Genomic DNA, 18,966 nt, shown 5'->3' on the forward strand with positions numbered 1-18,966 from the left:
GGTATCTGATGTCTGTATCAACCTGATCGGTCTTTTCGACACCGTTGCTGCGATCTCAGACCCGTTGCATGGCGACTTCAGTCCCGGTAATGACGTCAATCGTGGCGTCAATCTTTACCTTCCACCTGACTGCGCCCGACAAGTTATCCAGCTGCACGCTCTTGACGAATATCGGGCTGATTACTCTCTTAAGGCCGTGCACTCCACCCACCTGCAAATCGGCCTGCCCGGCGCGCATTCGGATATCGGTGGCGGCTACCTGCCTCGTGCCCGAGAAAAGTTATGGATGATACGGCCGCGCAAGGCCAGTGTCGGCGAGCATCAGAGAATCGAATCCCATCCGATGTGGCTCAGCGCGGACGGCCAGGCCAAGGTGCTACGTGAATCAGGCGCGGCGCGCGAAGGGACTGTTGTGGTCAAGGCCTGGCCTGCACCGACCAGTCCTCGTGGCAGGGCTGAGTCGGTTACGCAGGATTACTGGATTACCGTCACCCTGGAGCGACAGGTGCGCGGCGAATTGGCCCTGATTGCGCTTCGCGTAATGCGGGAGTTGGGCATGCGCCATGGCGTACCTTTCAAAGGGCTGGAAGAGCGGCCTGAGCTCGAATTGCCAGATGAACTCAAGCCTATCAACGAGCGAATCCTGCAGCAGGTCTTTGCGGACGGGGTCGTGGGACTTGAACCCGCGCAAAAGGCATTGCTCAGCGCGCGTTACATTCACATGTCCGCGCACTGGACTCCCAAAGGGCCCTTCCTACTGAGCAAACCGGCGGCATTGAACCGCCGTAACGTGCACCTCAATCGTCCGCAAGAAGGTTATCCAGCATGAGGCGCCTGGCTTCTGCGGTACTTATGTTATGCAGCCTAAGTGCGTGCGCGAATGGGCCGAGATTGCCGCCGACGCCTAATCTGCCGTATCCGGCTTGGTATGTGGGCTTCGCTGCACCCAAACATATGGAGGTGTGGGTGGAGACCGTCGATGTGCTGGACAAGCGCGGACTTGCTTTCTATCGGGTACATGGTGGTGTTGCCAGCTATACCGGAAAAACCGAGGGCTGGCACCGAGGGGGTTCAGGAGGGAAACCTATCAATAACGTCGATCTCCCTGACCAGATCTTCCTGCGCTGGCAGTCTTTGGTCGAGCCGCAGACTTATAAGCTCAAAATTCAAATTCCGCAGTGGGTACGCGATGAGATGGTTAGGCCCGAACGAGTCCTTTGCAAGTTTAAACAGCGATGGAAAACCGATTATCGCGACATCATCGCGCTTGGCATGGCCCCCGGAGGCATCGTAAAAGTTTGGGTCGGGGGCGCCTGCCTGGGTTTCACCGAAATCGGTCGTTTTCAGGCCGAAGTAGAGCCGCGTGGTCCTTACCGCGGTGCCAGCAAAGGCAAGTACGTACCACTTGAACCTGAGAACAAAGCCTATATCGACCAGCACGGTATTCCCTATGGAAGCTGGTAATCCTGCCATGGCCGCTCACAAGGACTTTCGGTTCAATAGTCGTGTGGTGCCGCCAAGCCCACGGCGCCCGCATGGGCAATCTGAGGCCGACTGTGTATCGAGAATGAAGCGCCTGGCCTGTGCGGTAGTTTTGTTGTGCAGCCTAAGCGCGTGTGCGAATGGGCCGAGATTGCCGCCGACGCCCAAGCTGCCGTACCCGGCTTGGTATGTGGGCTTCGCTGCACCCAAGCACATGGAGGTGTGGGTGGAGACCGTCGATGTGCTGGACAAGCGCGGACTTGCTTTCTATCGGGTACATGGTGGTGTTGCCAGCTATACCGGAAAAACCGAGGGCTGGCACCGAGGGGGTTCAGGAGGGAAACCTATCAATAACGTCGATCTCCCTGACCAGATCTTCCTGCGCTGGCAGTCACTCGTAGAACCTCAAGCTTACAAAATCAGTATTCGGATACCACAGTGGGTGCGCGATGAGATGCTTAAGCCAGAGCAAGGGTTTTGCCAGTGGGCAGGTGAGTGGCAAGAGGATTATCGCGGCACCGTAACCTTAGGAATGGCTCCGGGCGGAATCGTGAAGGTGTGGGTGGGTGGATCCTGTCTAGGCTTCAAAGAAGTTGGCCGTTACCAAGCCAAGGTAGAGCCTCTTGGCCCTTACCGAAACGGAAAAGGGTTGTTTTACCGAGCGCCTAATCCAAAGGCCCAAGCCTGGATCGATCAGCATGGTATCCCCTATGGAAGCTGGTAATCCTGCCATGGCCGCTCACAAGGACTTTCGGTTCAATAGTCGCGTGGTGCCGCCAAGCCCACGGCGCCCGCATGGGCAATCTGAGGCCGACTGTGTATCGAGGATGAAGCGCCTGGCTTGTGCGGTACTTATGTTATGCAGCTTAAGTGCGTGCGGCGGTGGGCCGAGATTGCCGCCAACGCCCAAGCTGCCGTATTCGGCTTGGTACATCGGCTTAGCTGCGCCCAAGCATATGGAGGTATGGGTGGAAACTGTCGATGTACTGGATAAGCGTGGACTGGCTTTCTACCGGGTACATGGCGGTGTTGCCAGCTATACCGGAAAAACCGAGGGCTGGCACCGAGGGGGTTCAGGAGGGAAACCTATCAATAACGTCGATCTCCCTGACCAGATCTTCCTGCGCTGGCAGTCTTTGGTCGAGCCGCAGACTTATAAGCTCAAAATTCAAATTCCGCAGTGGGTACGCGATGAGATGGTTAGGCCCGAACGGGTTCTATGCCAGTGGAATCAGCAATGGAAGATCGACTATCGGGAAACAATCTCGCTTGGCATGGCACCCGGAGGAATTGTAAAAATCTGGGTCGGCGGCTCCTGCCTGGGTTTCACCGAAATCGGTCGTTTTCAGGCCGAAGTAGAGCCGCGTGGTCCTTACCGCGGAGCCAGCAAAGGCAAGTACATACCACTTGAGCCTGAGAACAAAGCCTACATCGACCAGCACGGTATTCCCTATGGAAGCTGGTAAGCCCGCCCAAAGCACAAGAAGAACACAGCACACCTAATATCTGTTCTCGCCGCCAACATCTATAAACCCCAAGCCAAAAAAAACCGCGCCGTCTCTCATGGAGACCAGCGCGGTTTCTAGACCACTAGATCAATGCACAAACAGTGCAATTAAAATAATGATCGGGATTGGGATGCCGAGGAACCAAAGAAGTAATGAACGCATGATGACTCTCCTTAATCAGCGGATGCTGGAAGTATTGGTATAGGTGCGGGTGTCGACATAAGTCACTGCATCACGGCGACGGCCACCCCAGATAGCGGCGAGGCTGGCTACGAAAGCACCACACAGCAGGGCAACGAAGGTCCACAGCGCGCTCATTGCAGCAACTTTCGCAGCAGCGTCAGCGGCTTGTTGACCTTTCAGCTTGGCATCGGCTACGGCTTGCTTGGCTTGGCCGTAAACCTGATCAACGCGGGCCTGTGCATCGGCCTGGCTCATGTTGGTACGTTGAGCGACCAGTTGTGCAAGGTAGGTGCGGTCTTCCGGAGCCAGCTGACCGTCATTGGCCATGGTTTTGGTGAAGATACGCACCACCACGCCACGTGCAGCATCGTCGCTGACGGCAGCAGGGCGGTCGTCGCGGAACAGTGAATCAACAAAATAACCGTACTGGTCGCTGCTGGTATTGCCGGCAGCAGAGCCTGCGGCTGTAGCAGCTGTGCCTGCGACGCCCGCTGCTGCGGTTGCGCCGGCTTTGACGCCGCTGCCAACGATGCCGCTGACCGAGCCTACGATCAGCACCGCAGCAACGAGGGTGGCGACTGCCCACGACAGGAAGCCATGCGCGGTATCACGGAAGTAGACTTCATCGCCATGCATGTTGGACCACTTGACGCGCAGACGACCGGCGAGGTATCCACCAAGGCCCGACGCAACGATCTGCGTCAGCGCCAGCCAGACAACGGTTGAAATGCCAATGGTCTTGGCACTGGCGCCTTCATTCGCCCAGGGCGACATGGCCGAGAATCCGAGACCGGACCCCAACAGCACCAAAATGAGAGACAACGCAGCAGCGCCCGCGGCGCCTGCGAAGATGGCGCCCCAGGACACGCCCGAGACCGAGGTGGTTTCCTCAACAGCGGCAGGATAGGAATCAGGTGTGACGTTCATGGTGCTGCTCCGTGCGAATGATTTTGTGCTTCTCCCCAAAAAGTTGCACCGCTTGTGCCAGTTCTGGAAGCGGGTATAAAAGCTTTTTAAATCATTGGCTTATGCGATTTGACGCTGCGCTTTGGTCATGCAAAATGCATGACGTAGCTCTAAGGCATGGGCGTTCTGCCCGGTCAGCGGAATCACTGGCGCGTCAAAGGGTTGCGAGGCCTGGTTAACAGCGGCTCGGCAAACTTGTAACATTCAGGCACATTCTGTTCGGGATGGTGTCTTATGACGTCGACGCACGGCGTCTGCAGCTATAGTCCGCTCACGGCTCCACTTTCTTCGAGAGGTTAACCCGCATGTTTCTTCATCGCCCCCTGGAAGAAAAAGACGTTCCTTTCATATGCGAAATGCCACAGAGCATTGATGAGCTCTTCTATATGTTTCCCAAAGCGGTCTATCCGCTGACCCCAGAGCAGCTCAACGAGTCCATTGAGCAGCGCTCCGATAACACCGTGATCGAACTGGACGGGCAAGTGGTCGGGTTCGCCAACTTCTCCCGGTATGACTTCCGCGGCCGCTGTTCGATGGGCAATGTGATCATCGATCCGCGTTTTCGCTCCAAAGGGGTAGGGCGGTACATGATCGGCTGCATGATGGAGCTTGCATTCGGCAAGCACGAAGCCGCAGAACTGACGGCCTCCTGCTTCAATCACAATGTCCCCGGCCTTCTCTTTTATCCCAAGCTGGGTTTCAAGCCATTCGCCATCGAAGAGCGTCAGGACAAAAAAGGCGCTCGTGTCGCGCTGATCCACTTGAAACTTCCGCGCAGCTGATAATCCGATGTCACTCGTCGGCGCGCAGCGCCCTCCGACGAGTGGCGCTGCGCTTACGCTATCTCAGCCCATCTGGCAATTTCGCGTTTTCGGATCCGATTTCCTCGGCCTGAAACGATTAACGCGCACTCCTCTGTCACGTCCTGTCTCAAGCAACCGGCTGCCCTTTATCGCTCTGCATCAGAGCGGCGCCCCTGGGCGTTTGCGCCACTTTGGGGCGCGGCGTATAACCTGATATAGGCTGCTCAGCCGGATGGCGGCAGGGCGGCAAAAGGCCGTTGACACGGCACTGGGTTTATTGAAGTCAGGCGAGTGGCTGAGCGCGTCATAACAGTCCTGCCTGTGGAGGATTGAAGATGATTGCCTGCACACTTTCCAACCTGGAGCTGCGCGGAATTATAGAAAGTGCATTTCTTCCGCTGCGCTGCAATTGCACCGTCATGGAGGATGTCATGACGATGGAGGTCATAGACCCCGCCACCGAACGCGTCGAGCTGGTGGCATCCAACATTGCTCTGGACACGCTCGACAACAGTCATGCCCTGTGTGTGCTTATCCGGGAGCTGCAAGCTGAACTCGAGAAGACCCGACATTGACGGTTCGCGGCGCAGAACGGCAGAGAGGGGCTCTAGCAATAATCGCCGTTCCACTTTATGTTGATGTGCTCAGGCCGCGATCAGGCCAGGCGGGACATTGAGGATCTGCATGCCGCATACGCAACCCAACGTTGATGAGTTATCCCGGACGGGGCTGGAACAGGCCCGCCCGGACGAGCCTGTGCTTGCGGATGAGTTGCCGTTGAAGCCGTCCGACCGGCGCCGCAAGGTCGTTCTTGGAATTGGCGGGCTGGTGTGTATTGCGGTGATAGGCGGGACGACCATCAGCACGATGTTGCAGCGGCTTGAGACGCGCAATGCCAACTTTCAGCCGCCCATGACGTCGCTGGAACGTGAGCAGCTGCTGCCTCCCGAGCCGGTCCTTGAGGTCAAGCCTCAGGTGGACGGCCTGCGTTATGGCGCTGGCAATCCGGTCGCTCAGCCCTCTGCTGTCGATGATCAGAATTCCCCGGCGCATTCCGCGCTGGCAGCGTCGCCTTTTCAAGTGCCCCCGCCCAGTCCTTTGCGCAGTCCTCCTGCGGCTCCACTCGGCGTTGCTCAGGCCGTGCATGTGCACGGCACTGCGCAATAGCTCTGATCCGAAATCAGTGCACCTGGTGGTGCTCGTTTTCAAACACCACCTTGAAGTGCTGCTCGCCATTGTCACGAACAACATAGTGCTCACGCACAGGACCTGCCTCTATACGTCCTTCCATGGCAACCCGAATCACGGTTGATTTGGGCAGGTACTCCGGCACGTCACCAAAGATGGTCAGCTCGCGCAGACGATGGCCGCCATGCTCCACGCTGGCCAGCTGCACCCTGCACGTTGCCTGCATCGGAATGGGCCCAAACAGCGTGTCACGCGAATAGTCAATTTCAGCGATGCTGAAAGCGTTGTCATTGTCAGTGTTCACGGGAAGTCACCTCTCTGTCCCTGTCACAGTGGCGGGTCATGACAATGGAGGCATTCACGGTCTAAATAGTTCTCATCATCTATCGGCATCTGCCGCCGCCCATCGGATCGATGCACGGAAGTCGCGATTAATGAGCCGCCTTTTCTGGAAACCTGTTAGTTGAATTTTGGCGCCAATAATGGTTCGAGGAAGTTGAAAAACTAGATGATGTTAAAACTGCGGATCGGAAAGCGAGTTAGTGCGCGACAATCACATCGCTAAATTAAGAAATGGACTGGCTCCAACTACCCAACAGAAGGTTAAACCTATTTTATAAACAAATGACACGCCGATAGAGCGTGGTTAAAATGGCGTCAATAATAAATAAGCATTTTAAATCAACGGCTTATGAGCATAGAGGTCAGTTTTTCATTCTTTCTCAAAAAATTGACACTCCATGGGTTCTTTGTAACTATCGCTTCACGTTTTCAATTTCTAAAAACGGCCGCACCTATCAAGCGCTGAGCTTTCGTGCCAGCGGGCCATGAGTGCAGGCGCGGAGCGAGTTGACGGTAGCGTCTCGACACAGAGGCCGCGGCTTTTGTCGCATCTGTCGGGCATTTGGGTCCTGTCTGCGACCGTTGTGTCGCTGGAAACACCAAACCCGAACGCTGGCCGTCATGAGCGGTTATGCGCTGATTTCGATCCTCAGATACGTGTGACGGCACATTTGTCACTGCGGTAGTCATGCCTGCCAGGCAGCACGCCATTACGGCACTTAGTTGATTTAACTTGAACGTCAAAACATCGCGTCAGCCAAACGCCAGTAAACCGCGCACCTCATCGTGGGCGTTTATAACGACAGCGGCGATACGGTAACGACCCAGCGTGGAGTAACAGTTATGCAAGGAGATCATCTGGAAACCGTTTGCGGTTGCGTAGTGGGAGGTGCAGGACCTGCGGGAATGGGACTGCTTTTCAATGCACTGAAAAGTGGCGCCATGCCAGAACTCGCCAAGGAAGGCTTAATCATCGTCGACGCGAGTCCCACGCCGGGCACGGGTCGTTTGGGTGATTACCGCATCACGGCCAACTCGGTCGGCGATGTGTTCCTGGATTGTCTGCGCGATCCTGCCCTGCGCGACGTGTTCGAACCCCTGGAACAATCACCAGCCTATTGGCGCATCCGCCATCAGGCGCAGAGCGCACCTCAGCTGGCCGATGTCGCCGAACTGCTGGCCGAAGCCTCAAAGCTGGTGCTCGATTTTATCGTCGAACGCTATGGCGTGCAGTTATGGACCGCCACGACCATTACCGAGATCGTTCGCGATGGCGACGATTATCAGGTGTGGGTCGAATCCGAGGGCCGCACGCGACGCATACGCAGCCGTGCAGTTGTCCTCAACCTGGGCGGCTGGCAAAACCCGCAACACTTGCTCGACAGCCTGGCGGATCAGGGCCTGGCAGTGCCCCCCTCGGCGCAGATCCAGAGCGCCGATGCCCTGTTGAGGATGAATGCAGTGCAACTGCGTCACCTGTTCGCCAAGGCACTGGCTGCCAAGGGCAAGGTTTGTGTGGTCGGCGGGTCGCACAGCGCGTTCTCGGTGCTTGAGAATCTTGCGGACGCGCTGGAGTTCGCCGGCCTGGAAGAGGTCACGCTTGTCCATCGCTCGCCCATTCGCCTGTTCTACGAGACCGCTCAGGCCGCGCTCGACGCCGGCTATGCATTTGATGAAGCCAAGGACGTTTGTCCCGTTTCAGGTCGCGTCAATCGCTCGGGAGGCCTGCGTTATCGAGCACTGGACGTTGGCCGTGAAGCGCTGTCCAAAGGACGGATCGGCAAAACCGGCGTACGCGTGGAGTTGCTGCAGACCGGCCATGGTGCAGGCGATCAATTCGAGCGTGCCCGTCAGGCCCTGGCCGAAGCCCACATCGTGGTGCAGTCCACCGGGTACCAGCCTTTGCTGCCGACTCTTCGTCATGCCGACGGCGAGGCTATCCGGCTGATTGAGGTCAAAGGCGGGCTTGATTCCGATCCTACCGGGTGTCCCTTGGACGCCACGGGTCAGCGGCTGCACGGCTTGCACCTTTTTGGTCTGGGGGCTGGGCTGGGGGTTGATCCACGACTGGGCAGCGAAGCGTCTTTCGACGGCCGTATCTACGGCGTCTGGCAGTTCCATAACGACGCCAGCGGCGTGGTTATCGATTCGGTCCTGACCCGCTTGCAGACGCCCGCGATGCACCCGGCCATGGCTGTCCCGCGGCTGGTCTCCAGCCGTACCGAAGAACGGCTGCCATTCCTCTGGCCCGTACTGGCTGGCGCGCAATCCTGACGCTGCTTGCAGTACCTGAATCCCGGCGCCCTAACGGTGGCCGGGATTTTTTTTGCCCGCAGTTGAGGTGTAACGCGTTTACCTGGCCGGCGTCTTGCTCGCCAGCTCCATGATCATCCGCGTCAGCAGGTAGATGCGCGGGGACACGCTCTCGACCTCTGCGTACTCCTCGGGCGTATGGATGTTGCCGCCAACAATGCCGAAGCCGTCCAGCGTTGGCACGCCTACGCCTGCCGACAAGCTGGCGTCCGCCGCGCCGCCGCTGCCCTCGACAGTCAGCTTGCGGCCCAGCTCTGCGTAAATGCCCTGAGCCATGTCGACGAGTTTGTCGGTTTCGGGTGTCTGCGGCATCGGCGGGAGGCCGCGCTCAAGGCGGGTGGTCACTTCGGTGTCCGGTATCAATTTGTCAGCCGAAACGCGCACCAGGTCTTTCTCGATGCGGTCGAATTCTTCCGGTACGGCGGCACGCACGTCCGCCTTGGCAGTGGCGTGGTCCGGGATCACGTTGGTGCGGTCGCCTGCGTCGAGCACGGTGAAGTTGATGGTGGTCTTTTTGTCGGCGTCGCCGAGTTTGCCCAGCTGCAGGATCTGGTGCGCAACCTCCATGGCTGCGTTACGCCCCAGTTCTGGCGCGACGCCAGCGTGGGAGGCCTTGCCCTTGACGTCGACCACCGCGGTTGCGCTGCCCTTGCGCCAGATGACCAGGCCGTCGGCGGGGCGCCCCGGCTCAAGGTTCAGCGTCACGTCATGCTGTTTGGCGACCTTCTGAATCAGCGCAGTGGCGGCAGCCGAGCCGGTTTCCTCGCTGGCATCCAGAAGGAAGGAGATTTGTGCGTAATCCTTGAAGTCGAGTTTCTTGAGGATTTTCAGTGCGTAGATGCCGGCCACGATACCGCCTTTGTCATCCATCACGCCGGGGCCGTATGCCCGGCCATCCTTGATATGGAAGGGACGCGCGGCAGCCGACCCTTCTTTGAAAACAGTGTCCATGTGCGCCATCAACAGAATTTTGGCTTTGCCGGTGCCCTTGAGCGTAGCCACCACATGCTGGCTTTTATCGGGTGCTGTATTGGGGAACATTTCGATGGTCGCGCCGAGGGCTTTGAGCTGCTCGACGACAATGTCGCGTACTTGCGTCAGGCCCGACTCGTAACCGGAGCCGGAATCTATATTGACCAGTTGCTCCAGCAGTTTCAGGGCTTCGTCCTTGTACTGGTCGGCGCTGGTCTGGACGTTTTTGTTCGGTTCGGCCGCGCAAGCGGGCGCTACTGCGCAGACGGCGATGCCAAGCGTCAGCGCACTGGCAAGAAGAGAGCGGGTGAGGGTCAATGTCATGGTCGGTCCTTGGATGGCATGAAAGGGTCTCCACCCCTACCGTAGCCCGTTGCCCGGCACAACGCATCGCAAAAAACGCTGTTCGCTTTGGCAAAAACGCCGAACCTTTGCGCTGAGCTACCCTCAACATTCCTACATTAGTCAGTCGAGGAGAGCCACTCATGCCGGTTAAGCACGATTTGTACGCAGACTTGGGCGTCACCAAGGAAGAACTCGGCAAGCGCCGGGGTGGGGACGCGAAGCTCAACGCACTGGTCGATCAATACGATGAGCTGGACGCCCAGATCGTCGGTATCGAAGACAAGGGCGATGCTTCCGACGACGAGCTGCGCACGCTCAAGGAAAAGCGCCTGCTGGCCAAAGACAAGATTGCCAGACAGTTAAGCGAAGCCAGCTGATCCGGTTTAATGCCGCAGCAACTAAAACGGCCGACCTCTTATGGAGGTCGGCCGTTTTTAGTTGGCGTCTCCTGTTGTCTGACAACTAGCCAGACTTTCAGGAAGTTCATCTTCGGCCGGGATCAATCACGTTGTTGTGCCGGGCTTAGTTAGCGCTGGCAAACAACTATGGATCCAAAGTTCGGACGAAAAAAACGGCGTCTGGTCAGTCGCCGTCGCCGACCTGTCAGCACCGGGTGGTGGCTGACAGTGATCGAATAAGCATAAGCCGGTCGGCTTATTGCGGATCCTGGTCCGGTGCAGTCTCGGCCTTGATGCGCTTGTAGATTTCTTCGCGGTGCACTGAAACATCTTTCGGAGCGTTGATGCCGAGACGGACTTGAAGGCCCTGAACGCCCAGAATGGTAACGGTGATGTCGTCACCAATGTTTATGCTTTCGCCGACTTTACGGGTAAGTATCAACATAATCTTTTCCTTGATGGCCTCATGAAGCGCCTCTGCCGGGAGGCTGGCGTGAGCCTTTGGGTGGTGGTAAATGCCGGATGCATCCAAATGCGTTCATCAGTATGACGCCATTGGTACGATTTTAATTCCCCAGGTGCGCGGCTTTGACACAGTTGGCGTCGTTCCCGGGGCCGACCGGCATGCGAATGTTGCCTGATGCTGGCGGTGAATTCCTGTGCGAATTGGCTATCACATCGATAGCCGACCCCGCGCGGCGCCTATTCCACACTCCTTTGGGCTTTATTGCAAAGAACTCGTGCCACGCGGCAATGAAATTTTCATTAGGTTGCTTTGTGTGAGTTTTCTGGAAGGAGTGTAGGAGACTTCCCGATTGATATCGGCAAAACGGCGTAACTTTAATCCAATTGATGACCGGATGTGTGAACGGTTTTGTATCTGCGAGGATTCACGCAAGCTCGCCGGTTGAAGCAGGTTCGCCGAAGAGGCCGTTTTGGATTCACCCGGCGTCAGAAACGACATGCCCACCGCGAGGGTGGGCATGGGGTGCGGCGAGCAGGATCGCAGCAGCAGAAGGCTGCGATCAGCGCATCAGACCACGAGCGACAACAGCATGATCAGGATGATGCCAACGACCGACAGGATGGTTTCCATCACGGTCCACGTCTTCAGCGTTTCAACCACGGTCATGTTGAAGTACTGCTTCACCAGCCAGAAGCCTGCGTCGTTCACGTGGGACAGAATCAGCGAACCTGCGCCTGTCGCCAGGACCAGCAGTTCGCGGTTGACGCCGGGCACCATGCCAACCACCGGTGCGACAATACCCGCACCGGTGATGGTCGCGACCGTTGCCGAACCTGTGGCAACCCGGATCACCGCAGCCACCAGCCACGCCAGCAAAATCGGCGAGATCTGGGCCTGAACCGCCATGTGGCCGATCAGGTTGCCCACACCGCTGTCCACCAGCATCTGCTTGAAGCCACCGCCAGCACCGACGATCAGCACGATGGCTGCGACCGGTGCCAGGCTCTGGTCCAGCAGCTTCATGACGTGTTCACGGCTGAAGCCGCGTGCCGAACCGAAGGTGTAGAAAGCCAGCAGCAGGGCGAAGAGCAGGGCCGAAATCGGGTGACCGATGAAGTCCATCCAGATGCGGAAGATATGACCGGCTGGCAGGGCAACGTCTGCAAACGTCTTGAGCAGCATCAGGAACACCGGCAACAGGATCGTCACCAGGGTGATGGCGAAGCTTGGCAGGTTTTCGTTGGTCGACTCCTTTGCAATCTGGTCCATCAGCTCCTGCGAAGGATTGCCCGGGATGCGCTTGGCAATCCACTTGCCGAAGATCGGGCCGGCAATGATGGCTGTCGGGAACGCTACGATCAGGCCGTAGAAAATCGTCTTGCCGATGTCCGCGTTAAAGATGCCGATAGCCAGCAGCGGGCCCGGGTGCGGCGGCACCAGGCCGTGAACAGCAGACAGGCCTGCCAGCAACGGGATCCCAATCTTGACGATCGACACGCCGCTGCGGCGGGCAACGATGAACACCAGCGGGATCAGCAGCACGAAGCCGATTTCGAAGAACAGCGGGATACCCACTAGAAACGCCGAAAACATCATGGCCCAGTGGACGCGATCCTTGCCGAAGCGACGAATCAGCGTCTGGGCAATCTGGTCGGCGCCGCCGGAGTCGGCCATCAGCTTGCCGAGCATGGTGCCCAGGCCGAGGATGATACCGACGAAGCCCAGCACGCCGCCGAAGCCGTCCTGGAACGACTTCATCACTTTTTCCACTGGCATCCCGGAGGTCAGCCCGAGAAAACCTGCGGCAATGGTCAAGGCGATGAAAGGGTGGACTTTGAACTTGGTGATCAACAGCACAAGGCCGATGATCGTCACCAACGCATCGACCAGCAGATACGTCTCTTGAGTCATACCAAACATGGGGGTGTCTCTCCGTTGTATTTTGTTTTTTTGGAGCTACTGCTCAGCGCCGTTGGTTGGGGGCCTGCCTGTTGACCGGGCAGGTCCGTCAGAGACAGCGCTATCTTTGTCGCTCACGCCTGATCAGTGATCAAGAGCCGGTGAGAGCACTGGCAGATTGGAGTTGCGAATCGCGCCACCAGCTGGCTGCCTCAACACCGATGGTCTCGATCGGCTTTGTGGCATCCACGACCAACGTGCGGTCTTCGTTGTACGGAGGCTCGAGGGTGGCGAACTGGCTGTCGACCAGGCTGGCCGGCATGAAATGCCCGGGGCGGTGAGCGCACCGTTCGGTGGCCAGTTCCCGGGTCAGCTCCAGAAACACGAAACCCAGACCCGGCACGGCTGCACGCAGACGGTCGCGGTAGATGAGCTTGAGGGAGGAGCAGGTCAGGACAGGCTTTTCGCCATTGGCCAGTGCTGCGGCGACTTCCTCGCCGAGGCGGGTGAGCCAGCCGGCACGGTCTTCGTCGTTGAGCGGATGGCCGTCGCTCATCTTTTTGATGTTGGCAGGAGGATGGAACGCATCACCCTCGATCAGGCGGCCGCCGCTGTTCTCAGCGATGGCAGCACCGACGGCACTCTTGCCGCAGCCGGAAACACCCATTACCACGATGGCGGAAATAGCTTGTGGAGCAGTAGTCATAAAAACCTCGTCCCGGAGACAGCGCTGTCTTCGCCGAATGGTGTGCAAGTCCGGCAAGACTGTTTCCAGGTGTAGTCATTGTTATGGGTATCTCGCTGATCCATGAGATGCACCGATCCAGTCGTTGGAGCGATCGAAAAGTTGCGGGCCTCCGTGAGATAGCGCTACCTTAGAGCCCATCCGAGACAATCGCAACCCCCGCCGCTTTCTTCCAATCAGTTGGCAAAGCATGACACGAATTGGTTCCCGTTCCACCGGTCGTCCCACCCTGAATGAAGTCGCAAAACTCGCCGCTGTGTCGCCGATTACTGCCTCCCGTGCCTTGCGCGGCGTGGCCACGGTGGCGCCGGAGCTGGTTGAAAAAGTCCGCGCTGCTGCGTTGAGTCTAGGCTATGTCGCCAATCCTGCTGCGCGGGCTCTGGCATCGTCGCAAAGCCAGTCGGTTGTGGTGCTGGTGCCGTCGCTGTCCAACCAGCTGTTTATCGAAACCCTTGAGGCCATTCAAACCGTGCTGCGGCCCCGCGGGCTCGAAGTGGTGATCGGCAACTATCACTACTCGCCCATAGAAGAAGAGAACCTGTTGCGCAGTCATCTTTCCCAGCGACCGCGCGGCATCTTGCTGACCGGCTTTGACCGCAGTGCGGCGGCGCAGCAGTTGCTGGCTGCGAGCGGTTTGCCCTGCGTGCATATGATGGAACTGGACCCGTCTCGTGCCGAGCCGTGCGTGGGATTTTCCCAGCAACAGGCGGGGGCTGAGGCGGCGCGGCATTTGTTGAGCCGAGGCCGGCGGCGTCTGGCCTATGTCGCGGCGCAACTGGACCCTCGTGTGCTTCAGCGCGGGGTGGGCTTTCGCAGCGCGCTGGAAGACCAGGGGCTGTATGACGAAACGCTGCAAGTGGCCTCGCCGCTGCCGTCGTCCATCGGTTTGGGCAGCGAACTGTTTGGCCGTCTTATCGAAGAACACCCGGACGTGGACGGCGTGTTTTTCTGCAACGACGACCTGGCCCAGGGGGCGACGCTGGAGGCGCTGCGGCGGGGCATCCGGATTCCGCAGCAGGTGTCGTTGATCGGCTTCAACGACCTGCCGGGCTCGGCGCACATGGTCCCCCGGCTGACCTCTATCCGCACCCCGCGTGAACAAGTCGGACAGCGCGCCGCGCAATTGCTCCTCGGTTTGCTGGACGGCACCGTTCAGCAGGCGCAGGTGGATTTGGGGTTTGAATTGGTGGTGCGGGAAAGCACCTGACGGGTTGGCCAGCCGGATGAGTGTCGGGCTTTAAAACCTTTTCGCGGGCAAGCGCGCTCCTACAGTGGTTTTGCGGCGAACGCATAATCTGTAGGAGCCGGCTTGCTGGCGAACGCGGTGTCTGGGGTACCCCGTCGTTCGCCAGAATATGAGGCACTGGCAGCGCCTACCGCCCCGGCGTCGGGGGAGGCAGGCAGCCTGGCGATCAATGCGCTTTCTTGAACGCCAGCCGGAACTCGTGCAGCAGCGGTTCGGTATACCCGCTCGGCTGCTCGCGGCCTTTGAACACCAATGCACACGCGGCCTGGAACGCCACCGACTTTTCAAAGTTGCCCGCCATCGGCGTGTAGGCCGAATCGCCGGCATTCTGCCGGTCGACCACCTTCGCCATGCGCTTCAAAGCGTCTTTCACGTAGTCCTCGGAGACCACCCCGTGACGCAGCCAGTTAGCGATGTGCTGGCTGGAAATGCGCAGTGTCGCGCGGTCTTCCATCAGCCCTACGTTGTGAATGTCCGGCACCTTCGAGCAGCCCACGCCTTGCTCCACCCAGCGCACCACGTAGCCAAGCAACCCCTGAGCGTTGTTCTCCACCTCTTCGCGAATCTGATCCTCGTTCCACTTGGCCTCGTCGACGACGGGGATGCTGAGCAGATCGAGCAGGATGTCCTCGCTGATGCTGTCCAGATCGACCTGCTCCAGCTCCTGCTGCACGGCTTTGACATCCACTTTGTGGTAGTGCAACGCATGCAGCGTGGCCGCGGTCGGGGAGGGGACCCAGGCGGTAGTGGCCCCGGATTTGGGATGGCCAATCTTTTGTTCCAGCATGTCGGCCATCAGGTCCGGCATCGCCCACATGCCCTTGCCGATCTGCGCGCGACCACGCAGCCCGCAGGCAAGACCGACCAGCACGTTGTTGCGCTCGTATGCCTTGATCCACGGCGTGGCTTTCATGTCGCCCTTGCGCAGCATCGGGCCAGCTTCCATGGAGCTGTGCATCTCGTCGCCGGTGCGGTCGAGGAATCCGGTGTTGATGAACGCCACCCGTGAAGAAGCAGCTTCGATGCACGCCTTGAGGTTGACGCTGGTGCGCCGCTCTTCGTCCATGATGCCCATCTTCAACGTGTTGCGCGGGATCTTGAGCACATCTTCGATACGGCTGAACAGCGTGTTGGCGAACGCAACTTCGTCAGGTCCGTGCATCTTCGGTTTGACGATATAGACGCTGCCGGCACGGGAGTTGGTGCGATGGTGCAGGTCGTGCAGGGCGATCAGACTGGTGATGACGCCGTCAAGGATGCCTTCCGGGATTTCCCTGTCGCCGTCGTAAAGAATCGCCGGGTTGGTCATCAGATGGCCGACGTTGCGGATGAACAGCAGCGAGCGCCCGTGCAATGTCATTTCGCTGCCGTCGGCTGCGGTGTACTGGCGGTCGGCGTTCAGGCGCCGCGTGATGGTCTTGCCGCCCTTGACGAGTGCTTCGGTCAGGTCGCCCTTCATCAGGCCCAGCCAGTTGCGGTAAATCACCAGCTTGTCTTCGGCATCCACCGCGGCCACCGAGTCCTCGCAGTCAATGATGGTCGACAGCGCTGCTTCCAGCAGCAGGTCCTTGATTCCGGCCGGGTCCGTGCCACCGATGGGGCTGGCGGGGTCGATCTGGATCTCGATGTGCAGGCCGTTGTTCTTCAGCAGGATGGCCTGGGGCTTAAGCGGCTCGCCCTGGTAGCCGACGTATTTTTCCGGCTGGGCCAGACGCGACTGGCTGCCATCGGCCAGGGTGACCAGCAGCTCGCCACTGTCGACGGCATACGCTTTGGCGCCAACGTGGGAGCCTGAGGCCAATGGCGCCGCTTCATCCAGAAACGCACGGGCGAAAGCGATGACCTTCTCGCCACGCAGCGGGTTGTAACCGGCCTTGATCTCGGCGCCGTTGGCGGTAGGGATTGCGTCGGTGCCGTAGAGCGCATCGTACAACGACCCCCAGCGCGCATTCGCAGCGTTCAGTGCGTAGCGGGCATTGGCCGCTGGCACGACCAGTTGCGGACCGGCCTGTTCGCTGACTTCGATGTCCACCTTGTTGGTGGAGACCGCGACCTGCTCGGGCACCGCCTTCAGGTAGCCGATGCTGTCAAGAAACGCGATGTACGCCGGCATGTCGGTCACCGGGCCGGCGTTGGACTTGTGCCACTTGTCGAGTTGCGCCTGCAGGCGATCACGCTCTTTGAGCAGCTCTCGGTTGACGGGCGCAAGGTCATGGACCAGTGAATCGAAATCGGCCCAGAACAGTTCGGGGGTCAAACCTGTGCCGGGGATCACCTCCTCGTCGACAAAGCGCTTGAGGCTGGCGGCCACCTTGAGGTTGTGGCAATTGACGAACTCGGTCATCTCGGTCTCCATCATGAATTAAGTTGGCACGTTCAGGTGCGGGCGCGAGCAGGTTCTCGCAACCGCTCTACTGAGCGCTCACCACGGCAACGCCGGCCTTGGCCACTTGTGCATCCTGGTCGGCCTTGACGCCGGACACACCCACGGCGCCGATGGTCTGGCCATCGACAATGATCGGCACGCCGCCTTCCAGCGAAGTCAGCAGCGGCGCCGTCACGAATGCGGTGCGCCCGCCATTGACCATTTCTTCGTAGCCTTTGGATTCGCGGCGGCCCAGCGCTGAGGTGCGGGCTTTCTCGATGGCGATGTAACCGCCAATCGGCGCGCAGCCGTCCAGACGCTCGAAGCCCAGCAGGTGGCCGCCGTCGTCGGTCACGGCAATCGACACCGCCCAGCCGTTGTTCTGAGCCTCGGTGCGGGCGGCGGCAAGGATCTGGGTGACTTCGGTCTGCGTCAGTACGGATTTGGTTTTCATGCGGTTCTCCTGGACTTGAAAGGGGTCAGCAGCGTCATGTTCCGTGGCGCGGGTGCGCGGGGCAATCAGGTTGGAGGCAGTGCGTCCTCGACGAGTTCGATCCAGTGCATCACCGGCGTGCGGTTTGCGCTGGCCAGGTGCGTCTGGCAGCCAATGTTGGCCGTCGCGATGACGTCCGGGTTGCCGCTTTCCAGCGCGTTCATCTTGTTGTCGCGCAACTGCGTTGCCAACACGGGCTGGGTGACCGAGTAAGTACCCGCCGAGCCACAGCATAAGTGACTGTCGGGCACCGGTGTAAGGTTGAAGCCCAGCCGAGTCAGTACCGATTCGACGGCGCCGCCAAGCTTCTGTGCGTGCTGCAGCGTACACGGGCAGTGGAAGGCGAGGGTCTGGCGGGTGCAACCGCCAAGCTGTTCCAGCGGTTCGGCGCGCAGAATTTCCACCAGGTCTTTGGTGCGCTCGCTGATTACGGCGGCTTTTTGTGCATAAGCCGGATCGTCGCGCAGCAGGTGACCGTAGTCCTTGACGAAGGCGCCGCAGCCGCTGGCTGTCTGCACGATCGCTTCCGCACCGGCTTGCACGCTGGGCCACCATGCATCGATGTTGCGACGGGCGCGCTGCAAGCCCTGTTCCTGGGCATTCAAGTGGTAATCCACCGCGCCGCAGCACCCTGCCTGGGCGATCGAGACAGTGCTGATGCCGAGGCGGTCGAGTACCCGCGCCGTGGCCGCATTGGTATTCGGGGACAAACCCGGCTGCACGCAGCCTTCGAGCATGAGCATCTGCCGCGCATGTTGCGCCATTGGCCGAGCCTTGGCGGGACGGATGGTGTCCGGCAGTTTCGTTTTAAGCGCGCCTGGCAACAGCGGCTTGAATGAATGGCCCAACTGAGTGAGCGTTTTAAACAGAGCGGCGTTCGGCACCACCGCGCGCAAGCCCTCACGCAACAGCCGCTGGCCAAGCGGGCGCGGCACGGCGGCGTCGACCACCGCCCGGCCGATGTCCAGCAGGTTGTGGTAATCGACGCCGGAAGGGCAGGTCGTCTCGCAATTGCGGCAGGACAGGCAGCGGTCCAGATGCAGCTGGGTTTTCTCCGTGACTTCGTGGCCTTCCAGCACCTGTTTGATCAGGTAGATACGCCCGCGCGGGCCATCCAGCTCATCGCCCAGCAATTGATAGGTCGGGCAGGTGGCATTGCAGAAGCCGCAATGTACGCAGCTACGCAGGATGCTTTCGGCTTCTTCGCCACGCGGCAGGCTTTTGGCGTGGTCGCTCAGGGTCGTCTGCATGG

18 protein-coding genes and 1 pseudogene are annotated in these 18,966 nt (G+C 59.3%); 10 read left to right on the forward strand and 9 right to left on the reverse strand.

Going from position 1 to position 18,966, the window contains the following annotated elements:
* Positions 1-4: 4 nt before the first annotated feature.
* The 4 genes and pseudogenes from LT42_RS26320 to LT42_RS01050 form a co-directional block, all read left to right on the forward strand.
* Positions 5-829 (forward strand): annotated as a pseudogene (locus LT42_RS26320) (phospholipase effector Tle1 domain-containing protein); the annotation flags it as partial.
* Positions 830-852: 23 nt separating this feature from the next.
* Entirely contained in the window at positions 853-1,464 is a 612-nt protein-coding gene (locus tag LT42_RS01040) for a DUF2931 family protein (RefSeq protein WP_276209517.1), read from the forward strand.
* Between the two features lie 103 nt (positions 1,465-1,567).
* Positions 1,568-2,206 carry a DUF2931 family protein gene (locus LT42_RS01045; protein WP_037009162.1) on the forward strand — a complete coding sequence of 213 codons (639 nt, stop codon included), beginning with the start codon at positions 1,568-1,570 and terminating at the stop codon, positions 2,204-2,206.
* A 130-nt stretch (positions 2,207-2,336) separates the two neighbouring features.
* Positions 2,337-2,948 (forward strand): DUF2931 family protein, encoded by a 612-nt coding sequence (locus LT42_RS01050; protein ID WP_276209518.1) that lies wholly within the window; start codon positions 2,337-2,339, stop codon positions 2,946-2,948.
* A 219-nt stretch (positions 2,949-3,167) separates the two neighbouring features.
* On the opposite strand, the gene LT42_RS01055 is transcribed toward LT42_RS01050, so the two are convergent.
* Positions 3,168-4,100, reverse strand: a complete 933-nt coding sequence (locus LT42_RS01055; protein WP_037009163.1) for a hypothetical protein — start codon at positions 4,098-4,100, stop codon at positions 3,168-3,170.
* Positions 4,101-4,444: 344 nt separating this feature from the next.
* Between LT42_RS01055 and LT42_RS01060 the strand changes: the two genes are divergently transcribed.
* The 3 genes from LT42_RS01060 to LT42_RS01070 all read left to right on the forward strand — a co-directional run bounded on the left by LT42_RS01060 (position 4,445) and on the right by LT42_RS01070 (position 6,109).
* On the forward strand, positions 4,445-4,921 hold the full coding sequence (locus LT42_RS01060; protein ID WP_037009164.1) for a GNAT family N-acetyltransferase: 477 nt from the start codon (positions 4,445-4,447) through the stop codon (positions 4,919-4,921).
* Between the two features lie 356 nt (positions 4,922-5,277).
* On the forward strand, positions 5,278-5,517 hold the full coding sequence (locus LT42_RS01065; RefSeq protein WP_037009165.1) for a DUF1652 domain-containing protein: 240 nt from the start codon (positions 5,278-5,280) through the stop codon (positions 5,515-5,517).
* A gap of 109 nt (positions 5,518-5,626) precedes the next feature.
* Complete coding sequence (locus LT42_RS01070; protein WP_037009168.1) at positions 5,627-6,109, forward strand: hypothetical protein; 483 nt, start codon at positions 5,627-5,629, stop codon at positions 6,107-6,109.
* Between the two features lie 13 nt (positions 6,110-6,122).
* Here the strand turns inward: LT42_RS01070 and LT42_RS01075 are convergent, their stop codons facing one another.
* The gene (locus LT42_RS01075; RefSeq protein WP_037009170.1) at positions 6,123-6,434 is read right to left on the reverse strand and encodes a hypothetical protein; all 312 of its coding nucleotides are present in this window, start codon (positions 6,432-6,434) and stop codon (positions 6,123-6,125) included.
* Positions 6,435-7,378: 944 nt separating this feature from the next.
* On the opposite strand from LT42_RS01075, the gene LT42_RS01080 reads away from it, so the two are divergent.
* The gene (locus tag LT42_RS01080) at positions 7,379-8,746 is read left to right on the forward strand and encodes a pyridine nucleotide-disulfide oxidoreductase (protein ID WP_420806871.1); all 1,368 of its coding nucleotides are present in this window, start codon (positions 7,379-7,381) and stop codon (positions 8,744-8,746) included.
* A 78-nt stretch (positions 8,747-8,824) separates the two neighbouring features.
* Here LT42_RS01080 and LT42_RS01085 read toward each other — a convergent pair whose 3' ends face one another.
* Positions 8,825-10,081 carry a M20/M25/M40 family metallo-hydrolase gene (locus tag LT42_RS01085; RefSeq protein ID WP_037009173.1) on the reverse strand — a complete coding sequence of 419 codons (1,257 nt, stop codon included), beginning with the start codon at positions 10,079-10,081 and terminating at the stop codon, positions 8,825-8,827.
* A gap of 161 nt (positions 10,082-10,242) precedes the next feature.
* On the opposite strand from LT42_RS01085, the gene LT42_RS01090 reads away from it, so the two are divergent.
* Positions 10,243-10,479 (forward strand): HP1242/YdcH family protein, encoded by a 237-nt coding sequence (locus LT42_RS01090; protein WP_037009174.1) that lies wholly within the window; start codon positions 10,243-10,245, stop codon positions 10,477-10,479.
* A 277-nt stretch (positions 10,480-10,756) separates the two neighbouring features.
* Here the strand turns inward: LT42_RS01090 and csrA are convergent, their stop codons facing one another.
* The 3 genes from csrA to LT42_RS01105 all read right to left on the reverse strand — a co-directional run bounded on the left by csrA (position 10,757) and on the right by LT42_RS01105 (position 13,532).
* The gene (gene csrA, locus LT42_RS01095) at positions 10,757-10,945 is read right to left on the reverse strand and encodes a carbon storage regulator CsrA (RefSeq protein ID WP_037012727.1); all 189 of its coding nucleotides are present in this window, start codon (positions 10,943-10,945) and stop codon (positions 10,757-10,759) included.
* Positions 10,946-11,533: 588 nt separating this feature from the next.
* Positions 11,534-12,886 carry a GntP family permease gene (locus LT42_RS01100; RefSeq protein WP_037009175.1) on the reverse strand — a complete coding sequence of 451 codons (1,353 nt, stop codon included), beginning with the start codon at positions 12,884-12,886 and terminating at the stop codon, positions 11,534-11,536.
* A gap of 130 nt (positions 12,887-13,016) precedes the next feature.
* Positions 13,017-13,532: a gluconokinase gene (locus tag LT42_RS01105; RefSeq protein ID WP_162835397.1), complete on the reverse strand. Its 516-nt coding sequence runs from the start codon at positions 13,530-13,532 to the stop codon at positions 13,017-13,019.
* 268 nt (positions 13,533-13,800) lie between these two features.
* Here LT42_RS01105 and gntR point away from each other — a divergent pair, with 268 nt between their 5' ends.
* Positions 13,801-14,817, forward strand: a complete 1,017-nt coding sequence (gene gntR, locus LT42_RS01110) for an HTH-type transcriptional regulator GntR (protein WP_037009177.1) — start codon at positions 13,801-13,803, stop codon at positions 14,815-14,817.
* A gap of 205 nt (positions 14,818-15,022) precedes the next feature.
* Here the strand turns inward: gntR and LT42_RS01115 are convergent, their stop codons facing one another.
* The 3 genes from LT42_RS01115 to glcF form a co-directional block, all read right to left on the reverse strand.
* Positions 15,023-17,200: a malate synthase G gene (locus tag LT42_RS01115; RefSeq protein ID WP_037009178.1), complete on the reverse strand. Its 2,178-nt coding sequence runs from the start codon at positions 17,198-17,200 to the stop codon at positions 15,023-15,025.
* Positions 17,201-17,267: 67 nt separating this feature from the next.
* Positions 17,268-17,675 carry a heme-binding protein gene (locus LT42_RS01120; RefSeq protein ID WP_037009180.1) on the reverse strand — a complete coding sequence of 136 codons (408 nt, stop codon included), beginning with the start codon at positions 17,673-17,675 and terminating at the stop codon, positions 17,268-17,270.
* A gap of 65 nt (positions 17,676-17,740) precedes the next feature.
* Complete coding sequence (glcF, locus tag LT42_RS01125) at positions 17,741-18,964, reverse strand: glycolate oxidase subunit GlcF (RefSeq protein WP_037009182.1); 1,224 nt, start codon at positions 18,962-18,964, stop codon at positions 17,741-17,743.
* Between the last annotated feature and the right edge of the window lie 2 nt (positions 18,965-18,966).

Origin of the sequence: Pseudomonas lutea (assembly GCF_000759445.1) — a bacterium.
GTDB classification, from domain to species: Bacteria; Pseudomonadota; Gammaproteobacteria; order Pseudomonadales; family Pseudomonadaceae; genus Aquipseudomonas; species Aquipseudomonas lutea.

Coding starts and splice junctions, on each gene's coding strand:
- LT42_RS01045 (WP_037009162.1), top strand. CDS start 1,568: ATGAAGCGCCTGGCCTGTGCGGTAGTTTTGTTGTGCAGCCTAAGCGCG.
- gntR (WP_037009177.1), top strand. CDS start 13,801: ATGACACGAATTGGTTCCCGTTCCACCGGTCGTCCCACCCTGAATGAA.
- LT42_RS01050 (WP_276209518.1), top strand. CDS start 2,337: ATGTTATGCAGCTTAAGTGCGTGCGGCGGTGGGCCGAGATTGCCGCCA.
- LT42_RS01120 (WP_037009180.1), bottom strand. CDS start 17,675: ATGAAAACCAAATCCGTACTGACGCAGACCGAAGTCACCCAGATCCTT.
- LT42_RS01090 (WP_037009174.1), top strand. CDS start 10,243: ATGCCGGTTAAGCACGATTTGTACGCAGACTTGGGCGTCACCAAGGAA.
- csrA (WP_037012727.1), bottom strand. CDS start 10,945: ATGTTGATACTTACCCGTAAAGTCGGCGAAAGCATAAACATTGGTGAC.
- LT42_RS01055 (WP_037009163.1), bottom strand. CDS start 4,100: ATGAACGTCACACCTGATTCCTATCCTGCCGCTGTTGAGGAAACCACC.
- LT42_RS01080 (WP_420806871.1), top strand. CDS start 7,379: ATGGGACTGCTTTTCAATGCACTGAAAAGTGGCGCCATGCCAGAACTC.
- LT42_RS01070 (WP_037009168.1), top strand. CDS start 5,627: ATGCCGCATACGCAACCCAACGTTGATGAGTTATCCCGGACGGGGCTG.
- LT42_RS01065 (WP_037009165.1), top strand. CDS start 5,278: ATGATTGCCTGCACACTTTCCAACCTGGAGCTGCGCGGAATTATAGAA.
- LT42_RS01040 (WP_276209517.1), top strand. CDS start 853: ATGTTATGCAGCCTAAGTGCGTGCGCGAATGGGCCGAGATTGCCGCCG.
- LT42_RS01060 (WP_037009164.1), top strand. CDS start 4,445: ATGTTTCTTCATCGCCCCCTGGAAGAAAAAGACGTTCCTTTCATATGC.
- glcF (WP_037009182.1), bottom strand. CDS start 18,964: ATGCAGACGACCCTGAGCGACCACGCCAAAAGCCTGCCGCGTGGCGAA.
- LT42_RS01085 (WP_037009173.1), bottom strand. CDS start 10,081: ATGACATTGACCCTCACCCGCTCTCTTCTTGCCAGTGCGCTGACGCTT.
- LT42_RS01100 (WP_037009175.1), bottom strand. CDS start 12,886: ATGTTTGGTATGACTCAAGAGACGTATCTGCTGGTCGATGCGTTGGTG.
- LT42_RS01105 (WP_162835397.1), bottom strand. CDS start 13,532: ATGGGTGTTTCCGGCTGCGGCAAGAGTGCCGTCGGTGCTGCCATCGCT.
- LT42_RS01115 (WP_037009178.1), bottom strand. CDS start 17,200: ATGACCGAGTTCGTCAATTGCCACAACCTCAAGGTGGCCGCCAGCCTC.